Annotated in this window: 19 protein-coding genes and 3 tRNA genes; 10 read left to right on the top strand and 12 right to left on the bottom strand. The window is 52.6% G+C overall.

The genetic code is table 11. The features are described 5' to 3' along the window. The first annotated feature begins 5 nt into the window (after positions 1-5). Entirely contained in the window at positions 6-1,904 is a 1,899-nt protein-coding gene (gene dnaG, locus CIP100161_RS08565) for a DNA primase (RefSeq protein ID WP_155873595.1), read from the top strand. 47 nt (positions 1,905-1,951) lie between these two features. Here the strand turns inward: dnaG and CIP100161_RS08560 are convergent, their stop codons facing one another. The 3 genes from CIP100161_RS08560 to CIP100161_RS08550 form a co-directional block, all read right to left on the bottom strand. Then, complete coding sequence (locus CIP100161_RS08560) at positions 1,952-2,509, bottom strand: neocarzinostatin apoprotein domain-containing protein (protein ID WP_155873593.1); 558 nt, start codon at positions 2,507-2,509, stop codon at positions 1,952-1,954. Positions 2,510-2,601: 92 nt separating this feature from the next. After that, positions 2,602-2,844 carry a hypothetical protein gene (locus CIP100161_RS08555; RefSeq protein ID WP_003852302.1) on the bottom strand — a complete coding sequence of 81 codons (243 nt, stop codon included), beginning with the start codon at positions 2,842-2,844 and terminating at the stop codon, positions 2,602-2,604. A 132-nt stretch (positions 2,845-2,976) separates the two neighbouring features. After that, positions 2,977-3,050: transfer RNA gene (locus tag CIP100161_RS08550), tRNA-Ile, on the bottom strand. Between the two features lie 177 nt (positions 3,051-3,227). Between CIP100161_RS08550 and CIP100161_RS08545 the strand changes: the two genes are divergently transcribed. The 4 genes from CIP100161_RS08545 (at position 3,228) to CIP100161_RS08530 (ending at position 5,424) form a co-directional block, all read left to right on the top strand. Next, positions 3,228-3,300, top strand: a tRNA-Asn gene (locus CIP100161_RS08545). Between the two features lie 69 nt (positions 3,301-3,369). Then, a complete protein-coding gene (locus CIP100161_RS08540) occupies positions 3,370-4,140 on the top strand; it encodes a trimeric intracellular cation channel family protein (RefSeq protein WP_155874569.1) in 771 nt (256 codons plus the stop codon). Further along, positions 4,137-4,958 (top strand): serine hydrolase domain-containing protein, encoded by an 822-nt coding sequence (locus CIP100161_RS08535; RefSeq protein WP_155873591.1) that lies wholly within the window; start codon positions 4,137-4,139, stop codon positions 4,956-4,958. Before CIP100161_RS08540 ends, CIP100161_RS08535 begins: the two co-directional genes overlap by 4 nt. Positions 4,959-5,127: 169 nt before the next feature. Continuing rightward, the gene (locus CIP100161_RS08530; RefSeq protein WP_155873589.1) at positions 5,128-5,424 is read left to right on the top strand and encodes a hypothetical protein; all 297 of its coding nucleotides are present in this window, start codon (positions 5,128-5,130) and stop codon (positions 5,422-5,424) included. On the opposite strand, the gene CIP100161_RS08525 is transcribed toward CIP100161_RS08530, so the two are convergent. Further along, positions 5,421-6,230, bottom strand: a complete 810-nt coding sequence (locus CIP100161_RS08525) for an HAD-IIA family hydrolase (protein WP_155873587.1) — start codon at positions 6,228-6,230, stop codon at positions 5,421-5,423. The genes CIP100161_RS08530 and CIP100161_RS08525 overlap by 4 nt on opposite strands. A 36-nt stretch (positions 6,231-6,266) precedes the next feature. Then, entirely contained in the window at positions 6,267-6,554 is a 288-nt protein-coding gene (locus CIP100161_RS08520; RefSeq protein WP_232053138.1) for an acyl carrier protein, read from the bottom strand. A gap of 66 nt (positions 6,555-6,620) precedes the next feature. Between CIP100161_RS08520 and CIP100161_RS08515 the strand changes: the two genes are divergently transcribed. Then, the gene (locus CIP100161_RS08515) at positions 6,621-7,586 is read left to right on the top strand and encodes an alpha/beta fold hydrolase (protein ID WP_155873585.1); all 966 of its coding nucleotides are present in this window, start codon (positions 6,621-6,623) and stop codon (positions 7,584-7,586) included. Here CIP100161_RS08515 and CIP100161_RS08510 read toward each other — a convergent pair. Next, positions 7,531-8,760: a glycosyltransferase family 87 protein gene (locus tag CIP100161_RS08510; protein WP_155873583.1), complete on the bottom strand. Its 1,230-nt coding sequence runs from the start codon at positions 8,758-8,760 to the stop codon at positions 7,531-7,533. The two genes, CIP100161_RS08515 and CIP100161_RS08510, sit on opposite strands and share 56 nt — an antisense overlap. 182 nt (positions 8,761-8,942) lie before the next feature. On the opposite strand from CIP100161_RS08510, the gene CIP100161_RS08505 reads away from it, so the two are divergent. After that, positions 8,943-11,189: an acyltransferase family protein gene (locus CIP100161_RS08505; RefSeq protein ID WP_179951831.1), complete on the top strand. Its 2,247-nt coding sequence runs from the start codon at positions 8,943-8,945 to the stop codon at positions 11,187-11,189. A gap of 27 nt (positions 11,190-11,216) precedes the next feature. Here the strand turns inward: CIP100161_RS08505 and CIP100161_RS08500 are convergent, their stop codons facing one another. From CIP100161_RS08500 to aceE, 3 genes are all read right to left on the bottom strand, one after another. Further along, complete coding sequence (locus CIP100161_RS08500) at positions 11,217-11,858, bottom strand: DM13 domain-containing protein (RefSeq protein ID WP_155873579.1); 642 nt, start codon at positions 11,856-11,858, stop codon at positions 11,217-11,219. A gap of 131 nt (positions 11,859-11,989) precedes the next feature. After that, positions 11,990-12,802 (bottom strand): EndoS/ChiA family endoglycosidase, encoded by an 813-nt coding sequence (locus CIP100161_RS08495; protein ID WP_155873577.1) that lies wholly within the window; start codon positions 12,800-12,802, stop codon positions 11,990-11,992. A 266-nt stretch (positions 12,803-13,068) separates the two neighbouring features. Then, positions 13,069-15,804: a pyruvate dehydrogenase (acetyl-transferring), homodimeric type gene (gene aceE / locus CIP100161_RS08490; protein ID WP_155873575.1), complete on the bottom strand. Its 2,736-nt coding sequence runs from the start codon at positions 15,802-15,804 to the stop codon at positions 13,069-13,071. 220 nt (positions 15,805-16,024) lie between these two features. Between aceE and CIP100161_RS08485 the strand changes: the two genes are divergently transcribed. The 3 genes from CIP100161_RS08485 (at position 16,025) to cbiB (ending at position 17,594) form a co-directional block, all read left to right on the top strand. Beyond that, on the top strand, positions 16,025-16,462 hold the full coding sequence (locus tag CIP100161_RS08485) for a DUF3052 domain-containing protein (RefSeq protein ID WP_155873573.1): 438 nt from the start codon (positions 16,025-16,027) through the stop codon (positions 16,460-16,462). Positions 16,463-16,552: 90 nt separating this feature from the next. After that, positions 16,553-16,625: transfer RNA gene (locus CIP100161_RS08480), tRNA-Val, on the top strand. Positions 16,626-16,691: 66 nt separating this feature from the next. Next, positions 16,692-17,594 carry an adenosylcobinamide-phosphate synthase CbiB gene (cbiB, locus tag CIP100161_RS08475; RefSeq protein ID WP_155873572.1) on the top strand — a complete coding sequence of 301 codons (903 nt, stop codon included), beginning with the start codon at positions 16,692-16,694 and terminating at the stop codon, positions 17,592-17,594. Here cbiB and CIP100161_RS08470 read toward each other — a convergent pair. From CIP100161_RS08470 to CIP100161_RS08460, 3 genes are read right to left on the bottom strand one after another with little or no spacing between them, the layout of a single operon-like run. Then, positions 17,588-18,457: an SURF1 family cytochrome oxidase biogenesis protein gene (locus CIP100161_RS08470; RefSeq protein WP_155873570.1), complete on the bottom strand. Its 870-nt coding sequence runs from the start codon at positions 18,455-18,457 to the stop codon at positions 17,588-17,590. The genes cbiB and CIP100161_RS08470 overlap by 7 nt on opposite strands. Beyond that, complete coding sequence (locus tag CIP100161_RS08465) at positions 18,450-18,950, bottom strand: low molecular weight protein-tyrosine-phosphatase (RefSeq protein WP_155873568.1); 501 nt, start codon at positions 18,948-18,950, stop codon at positions 18,450-18,452. The genes CIP100161_RS08470 and CIP100161_RS08465 overlap by 8 nt, the downstream gene beginning before the upstream one ends. Next, the gene (locus CIP100161_RS08460) at positions 18,934-19,578 is read right to left on the bottom strand and encodes an HAD-IA family hydrolase (protein WP_155873566.1); all 645 of its coding nucleotides are present in this window, start codon (positions 19,576-19,578) and stop codon (positions 18,934-18,936) included. Before CIP100161_RS08460 ends, CIP100161_RS08465 begins: the two co-directional genes overlap by 17 nt. Between the last annotated feature and the right edge of the window lie 8 nt (positions 19,579-19,586).

Below are 19,586 nucleotides of genomic sequence, written 5' to 3'. Positions count from 1 at the left end.
TCACTATGGCAGGCAAGGGTCGAATACCGGACAGTGACATTCAGGCGATTCGTGAGCGTACCCCCATCGAGGAAATCGTAGGGGAGTACGTTCAACTCAAGCCTGCCGGAGCGGATTCGCTGAAAGGCTTAAGTCCGTTCAAAGAAGAGAAAACGCCGTCCTTTCATGTGCGGCCCAACCATGGATACTTCCACTGCTTTTCTACCGGAAAAGGTGGCGACGTTTTCTCCTTCCTTATGGAAATGGAACAGCTGACTTTCCCTGAGGCTGTAGAAGTTTGCGCCGAAAAAATCGGCTATCAGATTAACTATCAGGGTGGAACCACCGGGGCTCGGCGCGAAGAACCTGGCACACGCAAACGCCTCATTGAAGCGAACCGTGTGGCCCACCAGTTCTATCGCCAACAATTAGAAACCCCAGAGGCGGCAGTTGCCCGCCAATTCCTCCTCGATCGAGGATTTTCTCAGCAGCATATCTATGGTTTTGAGTGCGGTTACGCGCCTGAGGGCTGGGACACCATGACCAAGTTCATGCTGCGCAAAGGCTTTGAATTCAAAGAACTAGAAGCAGCGGGCCTTTCGACAATGGGACGACGCGGTCCCATTGATAGATTTCACCGTCGGTTGCTCTGGCCAATTAAGTCGGTCTCCGGCGATGTGATTGGTTTCGGTGCGCGCAAGCTCTTTGACGACGACAAACTCGGTAAATACATGAACACACCCGAGACGTTGTTGTACAAAAAATCAAAAGTGCTCTTTGGGCTAGATCTGGCGAAAAAATCTATCGCTAGCCAACACCAAGCTGTAGTGGTGGAAGGCTACACGGATGTAATGGCCATGCATGCAGCGGGAATGACCACTGCTGTGGCAGCCTGTGGCACGGCTTTCGGCGAAGAACACCTACAAATTTTGCGTCGATACATGCTTGACGACGCCTACTTTGCCGGCTCCCTCATCTACACCTTCGATGGTGATGAGGCTGGGCAAAAAGCTGCCATGCGTGCCTTCGAGGGCGATCAGAAATTCAGTGGACAGTCCTATGTGGCCGTTGCCCCCGACGGCATGGACCCATGTGATCTGCGCCTAGCAAAAGGCGATGCAGCAGTGCGTGACTTGGTGGCACAACGTGTTCCCATGTTCGAGTTCATCATTCGAACTTTGATTGCGGAATACCCTTTGGACTCAGTGGAAGGGCGACTCCAAGCGTTGCGGCGCGCCGTGCCCATTGTGGCGTCGATACGCGATCGTGCCTTGAAAACTGAATACGCTCGGCTCTTGGCTGGTTGGGTAGGGTGGCCTGATCCTAACGAGGTTTTGCAACAAGTCCGAGCTGAGGAACGCCGACCTAAAACCCAGCCTCGTCAGCGCAGGGCAACTCGGATTGACTCTGACAATCAGCCAGCGATGACTCAGTCCATGCTGGTCATGCCGGACAGAAAAGAGCCACGGCTATGGCCGCAGCGAGAGGCTCTCAAAATCGCGCTACAATACCCTGAACACGCAGGGGAGTATTTTGATAGCCTTCCCGATGATGTGTTTACCCACGAGTCTTATGCGGCAGTCAGGAAAGCAATCGTGGCCGCTGGTGGATGTAGCGATGCGATTCGTGGATCAACGTGGCTTGACGCTGTCCGTGACAATGTTCACGACATGGTGGGCAAATCGTTGGTATCTGAGCTGGCCGTCGAAGACATCATTTTGGACGAGTGGGGGCTCGAAGCTCACACAGATACCACGCTGGCGCGATTGATGGAACAACGTATTGGCAACCAAATTGCCCAGCTCAAAGGTGCAATGCAGCGCATGCGACCCTCAGAAGACATGCAAGCGTATAACTCTTTGTTTGCGGATCTCGTGGCTCTGGAACAGAACCGCCGTGAACTTTTAGAAAAGATTTTTAAATAGAAAAGTGCCGCAAAGGACAACACCATTGCGGCACTTTTTCTGTGTTTTTAAGAAGCGAAAGTGACAGGAACCTCGGTCACATTGCGGAAGCCCTCAGTGTGATCGCCAAAGACCTTGATTACGCACTTGTCGGTCTTGCAGTCTACGCCCTGACCGGTGGCTGCAGCGGTGAGGTTTACTGTAGCGGTGCCATCGGAGTTAAGCGTGGTGGTACCAGTGCCGTCGGCCTTGATCCACGCCTGTGCGGAAGTATCAGCGCGTTGTCCGGTGCATAGTGGTGCTGGGGCGCCAGTAGGTGTAGTGGCGTTGCAGATAGCGGCATAGTAACCAACCTCTGGGTTAAGGCCAGAAAGCTCTACAGTGATGTTTTGACCATTGGTGAGGTTCTCGGTAGCGGAAGCCTTAATCTCAGCATTCTTGTCGTCGCTAGGAGCCGCCATAGCAGATTCAGAAGCCGCAGAAGGCTGAGCAACCTTAGCGCTGGTAGCGGTATCTACCTTGGTGTCCGAATCAACTTGGTGTGGGGGAGAACAGGCAGAAATTGCAGCCCCGAGAGCCAAAACAGCAGCTGCGGTAGTGAGGGAACGACGAATGCGGTGAGCCATAAAGACTTCCAACCTTTCAGAGAGTAAAAGACGTATCTACGTTGGTATCGAGCATACGGTAAGGGGGCACTTACTACCACCCCCGCAGTCTCCTAATCGTGGTCAGGTTCCAGAATCACGGAGTCGTCGTTACGCCTGAGGTTTTTGACCTCTTTCATGCGTGGCTGTGGATCAAGCTTATTTGCAATCGCCTTGCGGGTAGCCGAAACAGCCTTGTGCGTTACTGGAGAAGAGACTGCTGCCTGATAGCCCTTCTTGATTTGCTCGTAGCGACGACGGCCCGCCTTCGTTCCAAAGACATATCCGGCAGCTGCTCCGACGACGAACTGAATCATAGTTATCCCTCACATGTTGATATAGGTAGTCACACTCAGATCAACTTCCCACAATAGCGAGATTCCCGCATCTTGGAGTGCGGGTACGAAAAAGCCGGTGCTCTTTGTTGAAAAGAACACCGGCTGTTCCTGTGGGGCCACCGGGGCTCGAACCCGGGACCAACGGATTATGAGTCCGTGGCTCTAACCGACTGAGCTATAGCCCCACGCCTTCATGTGAAGACGTTAGTTATTATAGACAGAAAGTGGCCTCAAGCGTTAACCGGTAAACGGACTGTTTAAAAATGGCTTTTGACCTCACGATTTGTCATATGTGTGCTTAAGTGGATATAGTTCTATCTCGTTGCAGGGAACACCGCAAAGGAAGTTCTAAGAGCAACTGATCCCCCATAGCTCAATTGGCAGAGCATTCGACTGTTAATCGAAGGGTTACTGGTTCGAGTCCAGTTGGGGGAGCAGCGATCCCCAGTGTTTAGGCACTGGGGAATTTTTGTTTATGTTGGGTTTATCGCAGTGGGCTCCGTTATGATTACCCGCGTGCATTCAGTAGATCCTCATATCCTGACGATGTATCAGATCTTTGATCTCATTGGCGTCGTACTCAACGGCGTGATTGGTGGGACCATTGCGCGACAACGAAACTATGATGCGGTCGGCTTTGTTTTTCTTGCGCTGTTTTCCGCCCTTGGAGGCGGTATGCTTCGCGACGTCCTCATGCAACGCGGTACTGCTGCAGCAATCGCTGATTCTCGCTATTTGGCACTTGCTATCGCTGGCGCAGTACTCGCCTTGGTGATTCACTTCCAAGGCCGAGCATGGGAAATCTTTAAAACTACGGGCGATGCCATCATTTTGGGCGTGTGGGCCGTGACTGGGTGTGTGAAAGCACTGAGCTTTGGTATGCCCCTGACAAGCGCGGTATTCATGGGTGTGCTTACAGCCGTAGGTGGCGGAATGATTCGCGATATCTGCACCGGACAAGTGCCTGGAATTTTTGGTGGCGGCCCCTTGTATGCCGTGCCCGCGCTGGTTTCGAGCGTAACAATGGTGGGGTTTTATACACTCGAACACAACGCGCTGGGGATGATTATTTCGCCGATTCTAGGTAGTGGGCTCGCCATCATTGCCTATTGGCGTGGCTGGATCCTATTCCGCAGTACCGAGTGGGCGCCTGTCAATATGACTGCGGCTCAGGTGGCAGCATTGGCGCGTAGGTCGGAACGACGTGGTTTTAGACGTGGGCGAAAGGCTCGCCAGCCGATAACCGGTGAATTCCCCGTACAATCGGGAGAATGAACTACCTTGAGCGTTTGGTTGAGTCGTGGCCTGTAGAACGGTGTTCTGCAGCCGTAGTTGCATCTGATGCGGTAACTACCGCCGGCGAGGGAAATGTGCGCTATGAACTCGCAAGCGTGACCAAACTGCTGTCTACCTATGCGGTGCTCATCGCCGTTGAAGAAGGTGTGTTTGATCTAGATACCCCGTGCGGACCTGAAGGCGCTACAGTGCGGCATTTACTTGCTCATGCGTCGGGTGTGGGTTTTCGAAGCACCGATGTGTGTAAAACGCCGGAGCAGCGTCGGATCTATTCTTCCTACGGTTTTGAGCTTCTAGCCGACGCTATCGCCCACGAAGCAGATATGCCGTTTGCGCAGTATCTCGATGAGGCGGTGTGTCAGCCGCTAGGGATGACAAACACTCAACTGTGGGGTTCTGCTGGGCACGAGAGCTATTCCACAGTCAACGACCTTGTACTCTTTGCTGGCGAGATTCTGCAGCCGACGTTGATTGCAGAAGAAACCCTTGTGCAGGCATGTACTGTCCAGTTCCCAGAGCTTCATGGGATCGTGCCAGGCTATGGCATGTATAAGCCGTGTCCTTGGGGGCTGGGATTCGAGATCAAAGGGGAGAAAAACCCACACTGGACTGCAACGAGCATGCCTAGTACGACTGTTGGTCACTTTGGACAGGCCGGAACGTATCTGTGGGTAGATCGGGAGTCTGAGCGTGCAATGGTTGCACTAACCAATCGTCCTTTTGGGGATTGGGCAAAGCCGCTGTGGGCTGAAACAAACGCTGGAGTATGGGAGCATCTCGATCACTTAAACCTCTAGTTGTACTTGAGAAAACAGGGGATGAAGTGAGACTTTAGGGTTGGAAACGGCTCCAAGGGTGCGGTAAAAAAGGGCATACCTTTTCACGACTGGGTCCGTTGGGGAAGACGAAACCCGTCTTACGGTGCACACAGTGCGGTGCGCTGGTTGATAGTGGAAACGGTTACCCATGCACGAAGAAACATATGCAGTGCTTCGCGTAGAAGCAATGCCACGACAATGGCGTCAAGCGCTGGAGAACGTGATGGCAAAAACTATTGCCAGCCCGCCGCCTAGTGCCATGCCAGGAACAGATCCGCTAGAAGCGGTCTGGTTCACCCCGTGGCGCACCAACTCGTGGCAGCCCAATACTGTGGACTGCCAACAGGTGCTCAACGGGACGTTGGATGAGCTTCGCGTGCTCAACCAAGAAGTAGCGGCGTTGGCAGCTACCCAAGGGTTTAGTGCGTGCGTAGAGTTTGTTTAACGCGGTTCGAAGTCGGCGTAGTGGCCATCTCCGAAGGGGTCGAGGATACAATCCGCTAGATCAGCTATCGAGTTGACGATGCGCGTTGGGCGGAACGGATACTTATCCACTTCGGCGTCGTCGGAGATGCCAGAGCGCACCAGAATAGTGCGCATACCTGCTTCGAGGCCGCAACGAACGTCAGTGTCCATGCGGTCGCCGATCATCACCGTTGATTCTGAGTGAGCCTTGATGTTATTCAATGCGGTTCGCATCATCACTGGGTTTGGTTTACCCACAAAATAAGGGCTTTTACCTGTGGCTGCGGTAATTAGTTCAGCTACTGCGCCAGTGGCAGGCAAAATCCCCTTAGGGGCGGGACCAGTGACATCAGGGTTTGTGCAGATAAAACGTGCACCATCGCGGATGAGATTGATGGCGGTGGTAATAGCTTCAAAAGAATAAGTGCGAGTTTCACCTAAGACCACAAAATCAGGGGAAGAATCTGTGAGAATCCAACCCGATTCATGTAATTCGGTGGTTAAACCAGATTCGCCGACTACATAGGCTGTACCCTGTTTAGTCTGTTGAGACAAAAAGGTTGCGGTGGCCTTAGCCGAAGTCCAGATGCGGTCTTCGGGAATATCGAGTCCGGTAGCGCGCAAGCGAGCAGATAGATCTCTCGGGGTGTGGATCGAGTTATTGGTCAATACCATGAAATTGATGTCGTTATCTTTGAGGCGTTTTAAAAAGACATCGGCACCAGGAATCATGTCGCCCTCTTTGATGAGGACACCATCCATGTCGCTAAGGTAAGAAACTGTCATGCGGGGTTCGCTTCCTTTCTCCGAGGAACTAGTGGGTTATTGATCAATCAATTGCATCAAGTCATGCACGGTACGAGCAGGAAATACATCGGCGTCGTGAAGCTCGATGCCGCTTTCTTGCTCAAGGCGAACTGTAATTTCAATACGATCCAAAGAATCAACCCCAGCATCTTCCAAAACGGTATCGGGAGTTATCTCCTCAGGATCAAGACCTACGCGTTTGAGCACTGCACATACCCGCGAAAAAGCGGTCGCTTCCTCTTGAGAATTGGAAGAGGGCTGATCGGATTGCAACTTCAGTAGTTGGTCTTGCAAAGATGCCAAGGGGATACGTCTCCTGCACAGGGGGTAACAACAATTATGACTTTACGCAGGCGTAGCATTTAATGCATGCGACTGCCTCGATTGACTTCCACGGGACGGCGTCGACAAGTCTTAGCACGCGCTAAAAAGACGCCCGTCGTTCCCATTCATTTTTTCAGTGAATCCCGCGTAGCCAATGGTGTTCATTACTATCTCAATGGACCTGATGACGCAGAGGTCACCATCGTTTTTATCCACGGTTTTACTCTCGCCGCATCCGCATGGCATCTCCAAGTCGCGCATTGCGCTCCGAATGCACGCTGCTTGCTGATGGACCTAAGAGGTCACGGTGCCACCGGAGAATTTTCGGTAGGAGAGTGCACTATCGACGGCGCAGCTGACGATGTCTCCTCTGTTATCGCTGCGGCTAAAATCAAAGGGCCGATCGTCATAGTTGGACACTCACTCGGCGGAATGGTGGCGATCAATCTATTGGGACGTTATCCAGAAATTAGGCAACAGACTGCTTCTGTCATCTTGGTCGCTACCGCAATTGAGTCCTTTGCCAGCCAAGGAGTACCTCAGATCCTTGCTTTACCAGTGGTAGAAAAAGTTCGCGATGCCGTAGAAGCATCACCTACAGAAACTGCTCGATTACGTGAACAAATCGCCGCCTTCGTAGCACCCACCCTTGCTATGACGGTATTCCAAACACCGATGCCCCGCGAGATCGTGGACTTTCATGCAAAGTTGATTAACGACACCCCATTGTCAACCTACGTAGGATTCTTAGACGATTTGCAAGAACACGATGAGATCGACAATGCGCGGGCACTAAGCGGCATCCCCGGGATAGTAATTGTGGGCGAACAAGACGCTGTGACTCCACAGAGCCAATCGGAACGCATCGTATCTCTGTGGTCCGACGCAGGATTACAAGTTGCACCTAACGCCGGCCACATGATCATTCTGGAGCAACCAGCGATCGTCAATAAAGCTATCGACCAGATGGTGCAACAAGCAGCTCGGAATGCGCAGAAGGACGGCGTATAAGCGCCCATACTGCATAGACGACCGGAATAACGAGCCACGCCAACACAGAGCGCATGTCGAGGAAACCACGTGCCCAAGGTGTGTGCTCGTAGAACCATGAAGCGTTATAAAACAACGCCCAAAACGCCAACCACATTACAGGGTGACGCATGGGGGATCCCTTCCGCACAATCGTCATAGCAAGAGGCAACAACCAAATGCAGTAATAGCCCTGAACAAGGCCACTCGACATCAACACTGCGCAGAACAACACGCCAATGGAACTAAACGCCCAAAAGACGGCGTCGGAACGCTTCCATTTAGTGAGTGCAATAACTGCGATAAGCGTAACCAGCCACAACAGCACAATAGCAGTGGTTGTAGCGCCCGAACTCCAGCCATAGCGCATAGCAACGCCCTGCAAGGAGCCATTATCGTAACTACGAGGAGTGCTGATGTACGGTAACAATTCCGAGAAATAGTCACTCGGTTGATTCATAAAAATCCACCCCACTGCAAACAACACAATCATTACACCGGCGCCCATGAACAGCACTGAGAAATGCAATGTGAGCAAGCTAATCAACGCCATGGCGAGAAATTGCGGCTTGATGGTGATACATATTCCTAGGGCAATACCTGCGATCCAGACCGGATACTGTTGCAATTCGCGGAAAAATGTTCGAACGAGTCCTACGGGTTCAGTTCTCACGCGAAGCGTGCCCCACACATAAACCACCAACATGAGTAGCAAAAAACCATTAATGTTGGTCAGCCCTAGGGTGCTTACTATCGGCTCATGAGGATAGAAAAACGCAATCACAAAAATTGGTAACCATAAGGAAGACCACGTGCCCGTGAGCATTCGTGTGGCTAGAGCTAGAGCAAACAAAATGCAGACAGCTCCGAGGAGCATCATGACCCACGTGGCAAAGGTTTTATCGCTAAATATCCCGATGGGACTCAAAAGCGCAGTCGCGCCGGGTGAGTAAAGATAGTGGGGATCGACAGTGGAGTAGTCTTCGTCGTAAACCCGCGCACCAGAAGTAAACTTTTTGACCGCATTCCAAATGGGCGTGAAGTCACTTCCAATTCCTTGAGAAGGCAGCACATATACAGCACGAATCACAAATGGTACCGCTATGATCCATGCAATGATGGTGGCAAAGTGTTTCTTCCACGTGTGTGCATCCATGCGTATATAGCTCCTCGTGCAGCCCCAGCTAGAGAGTCGGTGTGCGCCACCTCGAACCAGCTGTTTTAGACTGGCAAGGTACATCTCGCTCAAGGTGCTGCTTCTCGAGCGCGCAACGAGGGATTTTATCTACCGTCCGCCAAGTTCGCCACCGACACCTGATCAAAGTTGAAATCGAAATCGTGACCCTGCCTAACGAGCCTAACCCCATAACCGCCACAGCCCCACGGAAAATTTACCGCACCGACATTGACGGCCTGCGAGGTCTTGCCATTGCACTGGTTGTGATTTTCCACTGTTTTGTCGGGCGAGTTTCGTCCGGCGTGGATGTATTCCTATTTATCGGAGGCTACTTCTTTTTTAGCTCCCAGCTGAAAAACGCGCTATCTGCGCAAGGAACCTCTTTTGTTTCTGCAGTGGTACGAATTATGCGGCGCCTATTCCCGGCGCTGTTAGCAGTCACACTTGCCACGATGCTGCTTGCATTAGCGCTATTTTCCAAGGCGCGATGGAAGCATGTAGGAGAAGATGCCGTCGCATCACTGCTCTACGTTCAAAACCTCAACTTGGCACGTGATGGGCAAGACTATGCGGCCATTGGCCGTGACGTGAGCATTTATCAACACATTTGGTCGATGTCCGCCCAGTTACAGATTTATTTGGCCAGCCTTATTGTGATTGCGGCATTTGGTTGGCTGTGGCGTAGCGTGATCAAAGGGAAAAACTCCGCAGCGCAGGCGATTATGGCAATTATTTTGGCGGCAGCAACGCTGTCGAGCTTTGCTTACGCGGGGTACTTGCAGCAGATCAATCAAGGGCTTAACTACTATTCGCCATTAAGCCGTTTCTGGGAGATTGGCCTTGGTGGATTATTCGGTATGCTCCTCGGGCTCAAGAAGGTCCGCACCGTGGCCCAAGGGAGTGCGCGCTGGTGGCAACTTCCCACAGGAGTCATTGGTATTGCGGCGATTCTCTTTACTGGTTTGTTTCTCAACGGAAGCCAAGAATTCCCAGGCCCGTTGACTCTTATTCCGTTGGCTGGTGCGGCGCTGGTAATCGTCGCAGGCACAAACCCTACACGGTGGAGTGTCACCACTGTGCTGGATATGCCCATCTTCCAGTTCTTGGGCCGTATTTCTTACAGCCTTTACCTGTGGCACTGGCCATTGTTGGTCATTGCTACGCGATACTTTTCTTCTGGGCCAGGTAACGGTGAGGCTCAGGGCATGGGTATCACTCGTACTTTGGGAATCCAAAAAGGCATCGCGGTAGGCGTGAGCGTTATCGTGTTGTCTATTCTTTTGGCTTGGTGCACCTTGCGATGGGTGGAATCCCCCTTACGAGGAAAGGTGAAAGCACCACGAACAGTCGCGTTTGCTTTCCCCAGTAGGATGATGCTGGCCCAACTGGGCGGAACTGTCATTGTTACCGTGCTGACGCTGACTCTTGCTCAGCAAATTCAAGAGTTACGTCCGAGTGCATCAGCGCAGAAATTTACCGGTGAGCCCAGCGTGGTATTTCCTGGTCCCTATGCATTTTTGATTAATGCTGATGCACCAGAAGTGCCACCAGTGCCGGATGCTGCCAACACAGCAGAGTCTATGTATCCAGCTACGGATCGCGATCAGTGCTCTTCGCTTTACGACGGCTCCGAGCTGGTGCTTCACCATGGGCGGAATACGTGGCCTGAGGAATGCGCTTTTGGCGATGTAAATGCACGCCGAACTATGTATCTTTATGGCAGTTCGCATGCAGAACATCATTTGCCAGCATTGGACATTATTGGTCGTCGACAAGGTATTAAGATCATTCCGCTGATCAAGATGGGCTGTTATCCAGGACTGAGCCTGCCGCGAAAAGACGGCCAACCTTATCCTGAATGCGCCGAGTGGCAAGAAAAGGCTATGCAGCACATGATCGACAATCCGCCGACGGACGGTGTCTTTATGATCAACACATTGCCGCATCTTGGATTTATGAATAACGGAATTGTTCCTGATGACAAAGCAGAAATCGTTCCACCACAATTCGAATCAGTGGCGCGACGATTGAGCTCCAATAACATTCACATCTGGGGGCTACGTGATACTCCATATCCGCGTGACGAAAAAGGCCAGCTGGATGTTCGTCTCTGCGTCTCCGACGGGTTTTACCAACCAGGTAACACTAAAAATGACTGCGGTATGAAGCGCAGCGATGCTCTAGCAGAAACAAATCCTGCAATCGACGCATACCAAGGAATCGACATCACTCATCTCGATCTGACCAATGGACTATGTAACGAAGAGCGTTGCCCGGGAGTGGTTGGCAACATGTTGGTTTATCGCGATTCTTCCCATATCACTAACGTGTATTCCGAAGCATTGGCAGGGGAGCTAGAACGACAAATGTTCGGCACCGAACTACCCGAACTAGGTGGGCAGTGGTAGCCGAACATATGGCGGTAATAATTGGCGTTAGCTCAACTCAGCAGCGCCGAAGGAGACGTTGAAGTCATCGCACCACAGCACGATTGAGGTCCACTCGTCGAAGTTGACGTCGTCAGGCAGCACGTAAACTTGGTTGCCTACATTGCCCTTAATGGGTGCAACATCAAAGTGCTCGTGATCTTTGGCAACAAACCAGCCGCTCTTGCCTGGGATGACAGGTGCTTTGCTCAACCACACGTGAACGTCAGGGCCGTTCGATGTAGCCAAATCGGTCAACACCAGCTTCTTTTTGCCATCGGTATCCACGATCAAGGTTGCGGTTCCAGAAGTCTCGTGTTCGTGAGATATGAACTGACCTTGCCTAGACTCAGCTTTAGGCGGGGTCATAGCCTCCGACTCGGTTGGCTGAGCGGGTGCCATCGTCGCGTGCGCAGCAACGGCGGCCGGAATCTCATCATCGACGTGCTTATCGATGAACAACAACCATGGCTTGAATACAATCAGCGCTACGACGAACAACACCGTAAAGACGCTGATAACACCAGCGACAGCTTTTTTATTCTTGATTAAAGAAGAATTTAACGCGGCCATTTTAATATCTCTTTTCTTTCCACCGAGGCCAATAATTTTGCCTCGGTAACAATGCTTACATTGAATACTTCGGAGCACTCATTACAATCGGATTGCTCAATTTTTAAGGGTGAAGAAACCTTGCAAAGAAACCGCCAAAAATAGCCATAAGACCTGCAGTAACAGTCCCCACATCGAGCTAGACGATTTCTTCTCTGTGCCCGGCGTGCTCATCGGAACGGCGGGGGCACCAGACTGCTCTTGCATTGGTTTGGGAATATGGGGAATGTGCGTGCTGATACTCGATAACATCGGATACGTTGCCGCGGCATCGATCTGGGAGCGAAGTGAATCCTTAGTGGTTGCTTCCTTTTCTCAAACTTGTTGCGGTTATTCGCAACAGTTGCATAATTAGCGAATTCGAACTTTGTTGGAGACAACGTGGAGAAAGAAGGCTTGTTGTAGGCACTGCCGTCGCGATCGATGGCATAGGTAAATGTGCCGGATTTTTTATCGCCGGTGGGTTGCCATTCGGCGCGACTTACAGTTCCTGAAGTTTTAGGATTTCCTGTGGCGGCTAGGAACTGCCCCTTATTAGAAGTGGCATTTTCTTCCGGATTTGCGTATCCGACCACGAATTGGCAAGAGTTAATTTTGTTTTGAAACCTTGCCCAACCTTTATCGGGAGTTTCATGCTCTCTATAAGGCTGAACTAATGCAAAATCCATTAGATCTGCAACTAAATCAAAATGATATAGATCCCTATTAGGGAGTGCATCAAATGGAAGATATTTGTAATCTTGATCAGTTTTAGTGAGGTCGCGGTTATTTTGAGGTCCAGAAAGCTTTGCGAATGCGGACATCATATAGCGCAGCCAGCGTTTTTTGACTGGATTTTCATTAGGGTGAGCTTGATCTGAGGTTGTAGCCTTGGCTCTTCTTGGGCTTTCGGGAAACTTATCGGAAATCGTCACCTCCGCATCGGATGAAATGGCTTCCGCGGCAGGTACTGCAAGACTGGTAGTGATCATTGTGGTGGCCAAGCCTGCGGAGGGTAGATGTTTTCCCAGCGGATGTTACGGGTCATGAGCAGTTCTTTCTGTGTCCAGTGAAGATTTGCTAAGTCAAATCTTTATAATTAATCAGCAATCTTAGTAAAAATATATACCAAATGGCTAATTGGTTCTGTGGTGGAAAATATCATAGTGAACTGCAGGGATGTTCTAAAAATATCGATTGGGTAAATGAAAACACCGTAGAACTTCCGCTAATGAGACGGAAGTTCTACGGTGTTAAACCGAGCTGTTATTTAAGCTTTGGTTGGGTCGGTGAGATTGAAACGCTGAGCTGCTTCGGCTGCAACGCTACGATCAATCTTGCCTTGCTTTACCAAGCCGTTCAATGCTGCGACAACAACGGACTCAGCGTCGATGTTGAAGAAGCGACGGGCGGCTGGGCGGGTATCGGAGAAACCGAAGCCGTCGGCACCCAAGGTGGTGTAATCGCCTGGGACAAAGCGGCGGATCTGTTCTTGCAGATCGGTAGCAAAGTCAGAAACAGCGATGTACGGGCCGGAACCCTTCTTGAGCTGGGTAGTGGCGAATGCCTCTTCCTGCTCGACTCCTGGGTTGCGCAGTGCCTCACGCTCTTTGGCATGGCCTTCGCGTGCCAACTCCACCCACGAGGTGACCGAGAAGATGTTAGCGCCGATGTTGAACTCGTCGCGAAGAATCTCTTTGGCGCGCAGTGCCTGTTGCATACCAATGCCGGATGCTAGCAGGGACACTTCGTGCTCGCCACCGTCGGCCTTCTCGTAAAGGTAAACGCCCTTGTGGAGGCCCTCAACGTCCAAGTTCTCTGGCTCAGCTGGCTGGGAAATTGGCTCGTTGTAGATGGTGAGGTAGTACATCACGTCTTCGCCACGACCTGGGCCGTACATGCGATCGATGCCCTCGCGTAAGAGGTGTGCAATCTCGTAGGAGAATGCTGGGTCGTAGGAGACGACTGCTGGGTTGGTCGAAGCCAAGATCTGGGAGTGGCCATCCATGTGCTGGAGACCTTCGCCTGTCAACGTTGTACGACCGGCGGTTGCTCCCAAGATGAAGCCACGTGCCATTTGGTCGCCTGCGGCCCAGAAAGAGTCGCCTGTGCGCTGGAACCCGAACATCGAGTAGAAGATGTACAGCGGGATCATCGCTTCGCCGTGGGTAGCGTAGGACGTAGCTGCGGCAATGAAGGAAGCGGTAGATCCGGCTTCGTTGATGCCCTCGTGAAGGATCTGGCCGTCCTTGGCCTCACGATAGGAAAGCATGAGGTCGTGGTCTACTGGCACATAGTTTTGACCATGTGGGTTGTAGATCTTCATGGTGGGGAACCACGAGTCCATGCCGAAGGTACGGGCCTCATCAGGGATGATCGGGACGATGCGCTTGCCCAGCTCTGGGTCGCGCATGAGTTCCTTGAAGGCACGAACCACGGCCATGGTGGTGGCGACTTGCTGCTTGCCAGAACCTTTACGGAGGCTGCGGAGCTTGTCTAGCTCGGGGACATGCAGCGGGGTGTAGGATTCGCGGCGCTCCGGTATGAATCCGCCCAAAGACTTACGACGCTCCAAGAGGTACTTGATCTCTGGGGCATCCTCACCTGGGTGGTAGTAAGGAGGAAGATATGGATCCTTTTCCAATTCTTCATCGGTAATTGGCACGCCCTGCTTGTCGCGGAACTGCTTGAGATCGTCCAAGGTGAGTTTCTTCATCTGGTGGGTGGCGTTGCGGCCCTCGAAGTTATGGCCTAGACCGTAGCCCTTAATGGTGTGAGCAAGGATTACGGTTGGGCGATCCTTAGTCTCAAGTGCGCGCTGGAATGCAGCGTAGATCTTGCGGTAGTCGTGGCCACCACGGCGCAGTTTCCAGATATCTTCATCGGACCAGTCTTCGACAAGCTTGGCAGTGCGTGGATCGCGGTTGAAGAAGTGCTCGCGCACGTAGGCGCCGTCGTTAGCCTTAAATGTCTGGAAGTCACCATCGGAGGTGGTGTTCATCAGATCAACGAGAGCGCCATCTTTATCGGCCTCGAAGAGCTGATCCCACTCGCGTCCCCAAACGACCTTGATAACAGACCAGCCGGCGCCACGGAAGAAGGACTCCAGCTCTTGAATGATCTTGGTGTTACCGCGGACAGGGCCGTCGAGACGCTGCAAGTTGCAGTTAACAACGAAGGTCAGGTTGTCCAAGTTGTTCAATGCCGCCATTTGGATGAGGCCGCGAGATTCTGGCTCATCCATTTCGCCGTCGCCAAGGAATGCCCACACGTGCTGCTGTGAGGTGTCCTTGATGCCGCGGTTTTGAAGATAGCGGTTAAAGCGTGCCTGGTAGATGGCGTCCATTGGGCCAAGGCCCATCGACACGGTTGGGAACTCCCAGAAGTCCTTCATTCCGTGAGGGTGGGGGTAGGAGGGGAGTCCACCCTGTGGGCGGGAAACTTCTTGGCGGAAGCCGTCGAGGTCGTCCTCGGTCAGGCGGCCTTCCATGAAGGCGCGGGCATACATGCCTGGGGAAGCGTGGCCTTGGAAGAACACATGGTCGCCACCACCTGGGTGGTCCTTGCCGCGGAAGAAGTGGTTGAAGCCAACTTCGTAGAGTGGGGCTGCACCAGCGTAGGTGGAGATGTGTCCACCAACGCCGATGCCTGGGCGCTGAGCGCGGTGAACCATGATGGCAGCGTTCCAGCGGATCCAACGACGGTAGCGTTTCTCAATTTCCTCGTCACCGGGGAATTCAGGTTCCATCGTGGTGGGGATGGTATTGACAAAGTCTGTCGACGTCATCGGTGGTAGTGGAACGCGACGGGCCGAAGCTCGCTCGAGGAGACGCAGCATGAGGAATCGGGCACGGTCGGGGCTGGAACCCTCTAGCATGCCATCGAGAGATTCCATCCATTCGCGAGTCTCTTCTGGGTCGGCGTCGTTGAGATATGAAGCAACACCGTCGCGGATCATCGCGAAGTTGCTGTCTTCAGGGCGCATACCCTCATTGGGGTCTGACATTCGCCACCTCCATAGTTGTACGTGTCGTGTGGGTGTCGGCCACGAATGGGTGAGTACTCCAAACATGGTGACAACACCACAGGTTTTACTACAGGATACTGTGATTGCCCCCGTCGTGTTGTTTTCTGCGTGAACTGTTCTCCCTATCACGGTGCAAAATTGCGGAGATTACAGAATAAAAGCGGTAAAAGTGCTGGAATAGCTGTAAAGTTCTTAGGCGATGAACGCTCAAGAATTCAAGGAGAAAAAAACTGAGACGACTGGAGCTCACCACGCTCAGCGTCTTAGCATCGCAGCCGGCATGACCGTCCAAGAAGTTGGATGGGACGAGGATTGCGACAGTACAATCAGTGAAGCCATCGAAGATATCATCGGCGAGGAGCTTCTCGACGAAGAAACCGATGAGGCTTGCGACGTAGTCCTGCTGTGGTGGCGGTCTGACGACGGTGATTTGGTCGATGGTCTTGTCGACTCCGTCCGTCCGCTGGCAGACAATGGTCGGATTTGGTTGCTAACCCCAGGCGCTGGCAAACAAGGTGCCCTTGACCCTGGTGAAATTTCCGAATCTGCTCAGTTGTCCGGTTTGGTGCAAACAAAGGCTGAACGTCTCGGTGCTTGGCAAGGCTCTTGCCTCGTACAAAGGGGCAATAAGCAGTAGTTTTTCTTTTCTGACGCTTTGTGTGTTAGAGTTTCTTCCGTTGCCAAGACAGCCACTGGAAACAAGCGGTTGTAGTTTTGATAACGGTCTGCGCCTTTAGCTCAGCTGGGAGAGCAGCTGGTTTACACCCAGCAGGTCGGCGGTTCGATCCCGTCAGGGCGCACAATGGTTGCAAGAGCACCTCCTCACACACTGTGGGGAGGTGCTCTTCGTATTAGGAAGAGTGGTTATGCTCGCAGGTCTCGTATCCGGAGTTGTACTCGATCGTATTGTTGGCGATCCAGGGGGATCGCTGCATCCCGTTGCAGTGTTTGGCCGATGGGCTACGTGGGTGGAAAAGAAAATCTATGCGCCATCGAAGCTTCGTGGTGCGATCTACGTTGCCGTCACTGTGGCGCCACCGACCGCTGCCGCTGTGATGATAAGCAAGAAATATCCCAATGCGGCTTTAGCTGCAAGCTTGGTGGCTGCTATTGGTGGCAGCACACTGGAAAACACCGGAATCCGGATGGCACGTGCCTTAGAATGCGACGATATAGAAGCTGCGAGGGATCTGGTGCCGTGGTTGTGTTCGCGCGATCCGAAGTATTTGGATGAATCCGGCATTGTACGGGCCACCGTTGAATCATTGGCAGAAAACACGTCGGACTCTACGATTGCCCCCATCGTGTGGGCGGCGTTAGGTGCTGGTGGGGTAGTGGCACATCGTTGTGTCAACACTCTTGACGCAATGGTTGGGTACAAAAACGACCGTTATTCTGAATTTGGGTGGGCTGCTGCCAAACTTGATGACGCCATGGCGTGGGTGCCAGCACGGCTGACTGCGGTAGCGCATGTGGGTGCGGCAGTCATCAAGGGGCGTGGTCGTGCTGCTCTACGTGCTTGGCGTTTCGACGCCCCCCATCACCCGAGCCCGAACGCAGGGCCAGTGGAAGCGACGGCAGCTGCTGCGCTGGGGGTCGCATTAGGCGGCGAGACTCGCTACTCCTATGGCATAGAAAAACGGCCGACACTAGGTGCCGGCCCGTCGCCAAGCGTGGCGACGATACGTCAGGCAGTTCGGTTATCGCGCGGCGTACAAGCTGCGGCGACGGTTGCTGTCGCCGGACTGATGCTGTGGCAACGCTACTGATTATGCCGTGAGTTACCGTAACGGTTACGCATTTTTGTTGCCACTCGATCTTCTGGAGTTTCCGGTTCAGCCGCTGCGGCAAGCTGGGCCATGTGCTCTTCTTCCTCTCGGCTGCGGCGACGCTCACGAATTTCAGCCCACACAAAATAAGCAACTCCAAGAGGCGCCATAATTCCAAACGCAATCCACTGAAGGCCGTAGGAAAGGTGATTGCCACGGTCGAGCTGTGGGATAGGCATAGCATTGAGCACACCAGGTTGGTCTTGCGAAAGCTGCGCAAAATCAGTGCCAAGAGGTGTATGCGTGATCTCACCAATTTGTGTGGTGTTAATGCCGTAGACCTGCTGGTAACCATGAGCAGTCATAGGAGCGCTGGCAGGCATGCCTTCGTTGGCACGCGCATGCGCCACGATCGTGACCGTTCCAGTAGGAACAGCTGCTAACTCCGGCACATTGGCGGCATCACCTGGAACAAAGCCACGATTGATCAGCAGGGTTTCACCGCTTTCAAGAGTAAACGGAACTAACGACTGATACGCGGGGGTGCCTTCCACAGGGCGCATGCGCAGAAGCACTTCATTGTGTGCGTCGAAACGCCCTTTAAGTGAAACCCGCATCCATTCTTGGCCGTCTTTAATACGTCCCTGCGCATCGTAGACCGACTGATATGAGGCAGGATCAGATTTGAAAGCGTCATCAATTTTCTCGTTACGCTCCACGATGGCGTGGTCTTTACCCAGCTGCCACGGAGACAATACCGTGATAGCAAAATAAGAAAAAGCAACAGCAAGTACCGCGGTGAGAACCCACCCTGGGGTAAGAAACACCTTCCAGCCGGTAGCAGTTGTGTGCGTCCTAGGCATGAATGGCCTCCTGAAGCCACGCCATCAGACCTGGCATAGCTGCCTCGATGTCACGGCGGGTGGTTTTAAAATCAGCGGCGGTGCCATAGTAAGGATCCGCAACGTCAGGAGTATGAGAATCCGGATTAAAAGACTGTAATAATCGCACCTTTTCTGCCGGATAGCCCATACGCAACAAGGCATTGCGATGAGAAGAATCCAACGCAATGAGCAGATCAGAACTCCTATGTTGTTCACCGAGTTGGCTTGCGCGGTGATGCGTGCCATCGTAACCTGAGGCGCGCAGTTCGTCGATTGCTCGAGAATCAGCACCTTGGCCTACATGCCACCCACCGGTACCGCAGGAGTTAGCGCGAATAGCGTGGTTTAACCCCTCGTCTTCTAGAGCACTCGTGCAGATCACCTCGGCCATTGGAGAACGACAAATATTGCCAGTGCATACAAAAGTGATCACAAAAGTTGGGTTACTGGGGTTATCAGTTGAAGAAGCCACGTACGATTCCTTTCGCCTCCGCCATATTACGTGCATGATAATCCGCGTGGGACCATTCTTGTTCGTTGCCATAGCCCCATTCGACTAGCAGCGTGGGAATCCCAAAAGCTGCAGCGCCCTCGGTGTCATGGCTACGATCACCGATCATCAAAATAGGGGAGTACTCAGAAGTCTCAGTAGCAGCTAGTACATGCGCAATAACGTCTGCTTTAGTCTCGCGCCCAACCTTAGGGTCTGCACCACCAATGAAGTCAAACATGTCGGCAACGCCTAAGTACTCAAGGGTGAGTCGTGCCAATTGCTCATTTTTGCTCGTTGCAGTAAACAACCGAATACCTTGAGATCGCCATTCTCTGAGAGCCGCATGCCAGCCGTCGAAAAGCTCAGAGTTACGCCAAGAAATCTGATCGTATTGCTGCCTAAAACATGCCAATGCGGCTGCTGTAACTGAATCGGATTGTCCAAGTGCACGCATGGTTTCTGCCATCGGTGGGCCAGGGATACGACGTAGCCACGATTCCTCCGGAATCGGAAGACCCACCGTTGTCATCGAGTGAATAAAAGCCTCGCGGATGCCGGGATAGGAATCGACCACAGTCCCGTCAACATCGATCAATAGAGTTCCCACACACTGTA

It is taken from the genome of Corynebacterium rouxii (assembly GCF_902702935.1).
Classification (GTDB): domain Bacteria; phylum Actinomycetota; class Actinomycetes; order Mycobacteriales; family Mycobacteriaceae; genus Corynebacterium; species Corynebacterium rouxii.
This window is presented reverse-complemented; position numbering and strand designations above follow the sequence as displayed.

Bases quoted from the DNA above. Each gene is read 5' to 3' on its own strand.
- aceE (WP_155873575.1), bottom strand. From the start codon at position 15,804: ATGTCAGACCCCAATGAGGGTATGCGCCCTGAAGACAGCAACTTCGCG.
- CIP100161_RS08510 (WP_155873583.1), bottom strand. From the start codon at position 8,760: ATGGATGCACACACGTGGAAGAAACACTTTGCCACCATCATTGCATGG.
- dnaG (WP_155873595.1), top strand. From the start codon at position 6: ATGGCAGGCAAGGGTCGAATACCGGACAGTGACATTCAGGCGATTCGT.
- CIP100161_RS08485 (WP_155873573.1), top strand. From the start codon at position 16,025: ATGAACGCTCAAGAATTCAAGGAGAAAAAAACTGAGACGACTGGAGCT.
- CIP100161_RS08525 (WP_155873587.1), bottom strand. From the start codon at position 6,230: ATGACAGTTTCTTACCTTAGCGACATGGATGGTGTCCTCATCAAAGAG.
- CIP100161_RS08535 (WP_155873591.1), top strand. From the start codon at position 4,137: ATGAACTACCTTGAGCGTTTGGTTGAGTCGTGGCCTGTAGAACGGTGT.
- cbiB (WP_155873572.1), top strand. From the start codon at position 16,692: ATGCTCGCAGGTCTCGTATCCGGAGTTGTACTCGATCGTATTGTTGGC.
- CIP100161_RS08515 (WP_155873585.1), top strand. From the start codon at position 6,621: ATGCGACTGCCTCGATTGACTTCCACGGGACGGCGTCGACAAGTCTTA.
- CIP100161_RS08530 (WP_155873589.1), top strand. From the start codon at position 5,128: ATGCACGAAGAAACATATGCAGTGCTTCGCGTAGAAGCAATGCCACGA.
- CIP100161_RS08555 (WP_003852302.1), bottom strand. From the start codon at position 2,844: ATGATTCAGTTCGTCGTCGGAGCAGCTGCCGGATATGTCTTTGGAACG.
- CIP100161_RS08470 (WP_155873570.1), bottom strand. From the start codon at position 18,457: ATGCCTAGGACGCACACAACTGCTACCGGCTGGAAGGTGTTTCTTACC.
- CIP100161_RS08560 (WP_155873593.1), bottom strand. From the start codon at position 2,509: ATGGCTCACCGCATTCGTCGTTCCCTCACTACCGCAGCTGCTGTTTTG.
- CIP100161_RS08540 (WP_155874569.1), top strand. From the start codon at position 3,370: ATGATTACCCGCGTGCATTCAGTAGATCCTCATATCCTGACGATGTAT.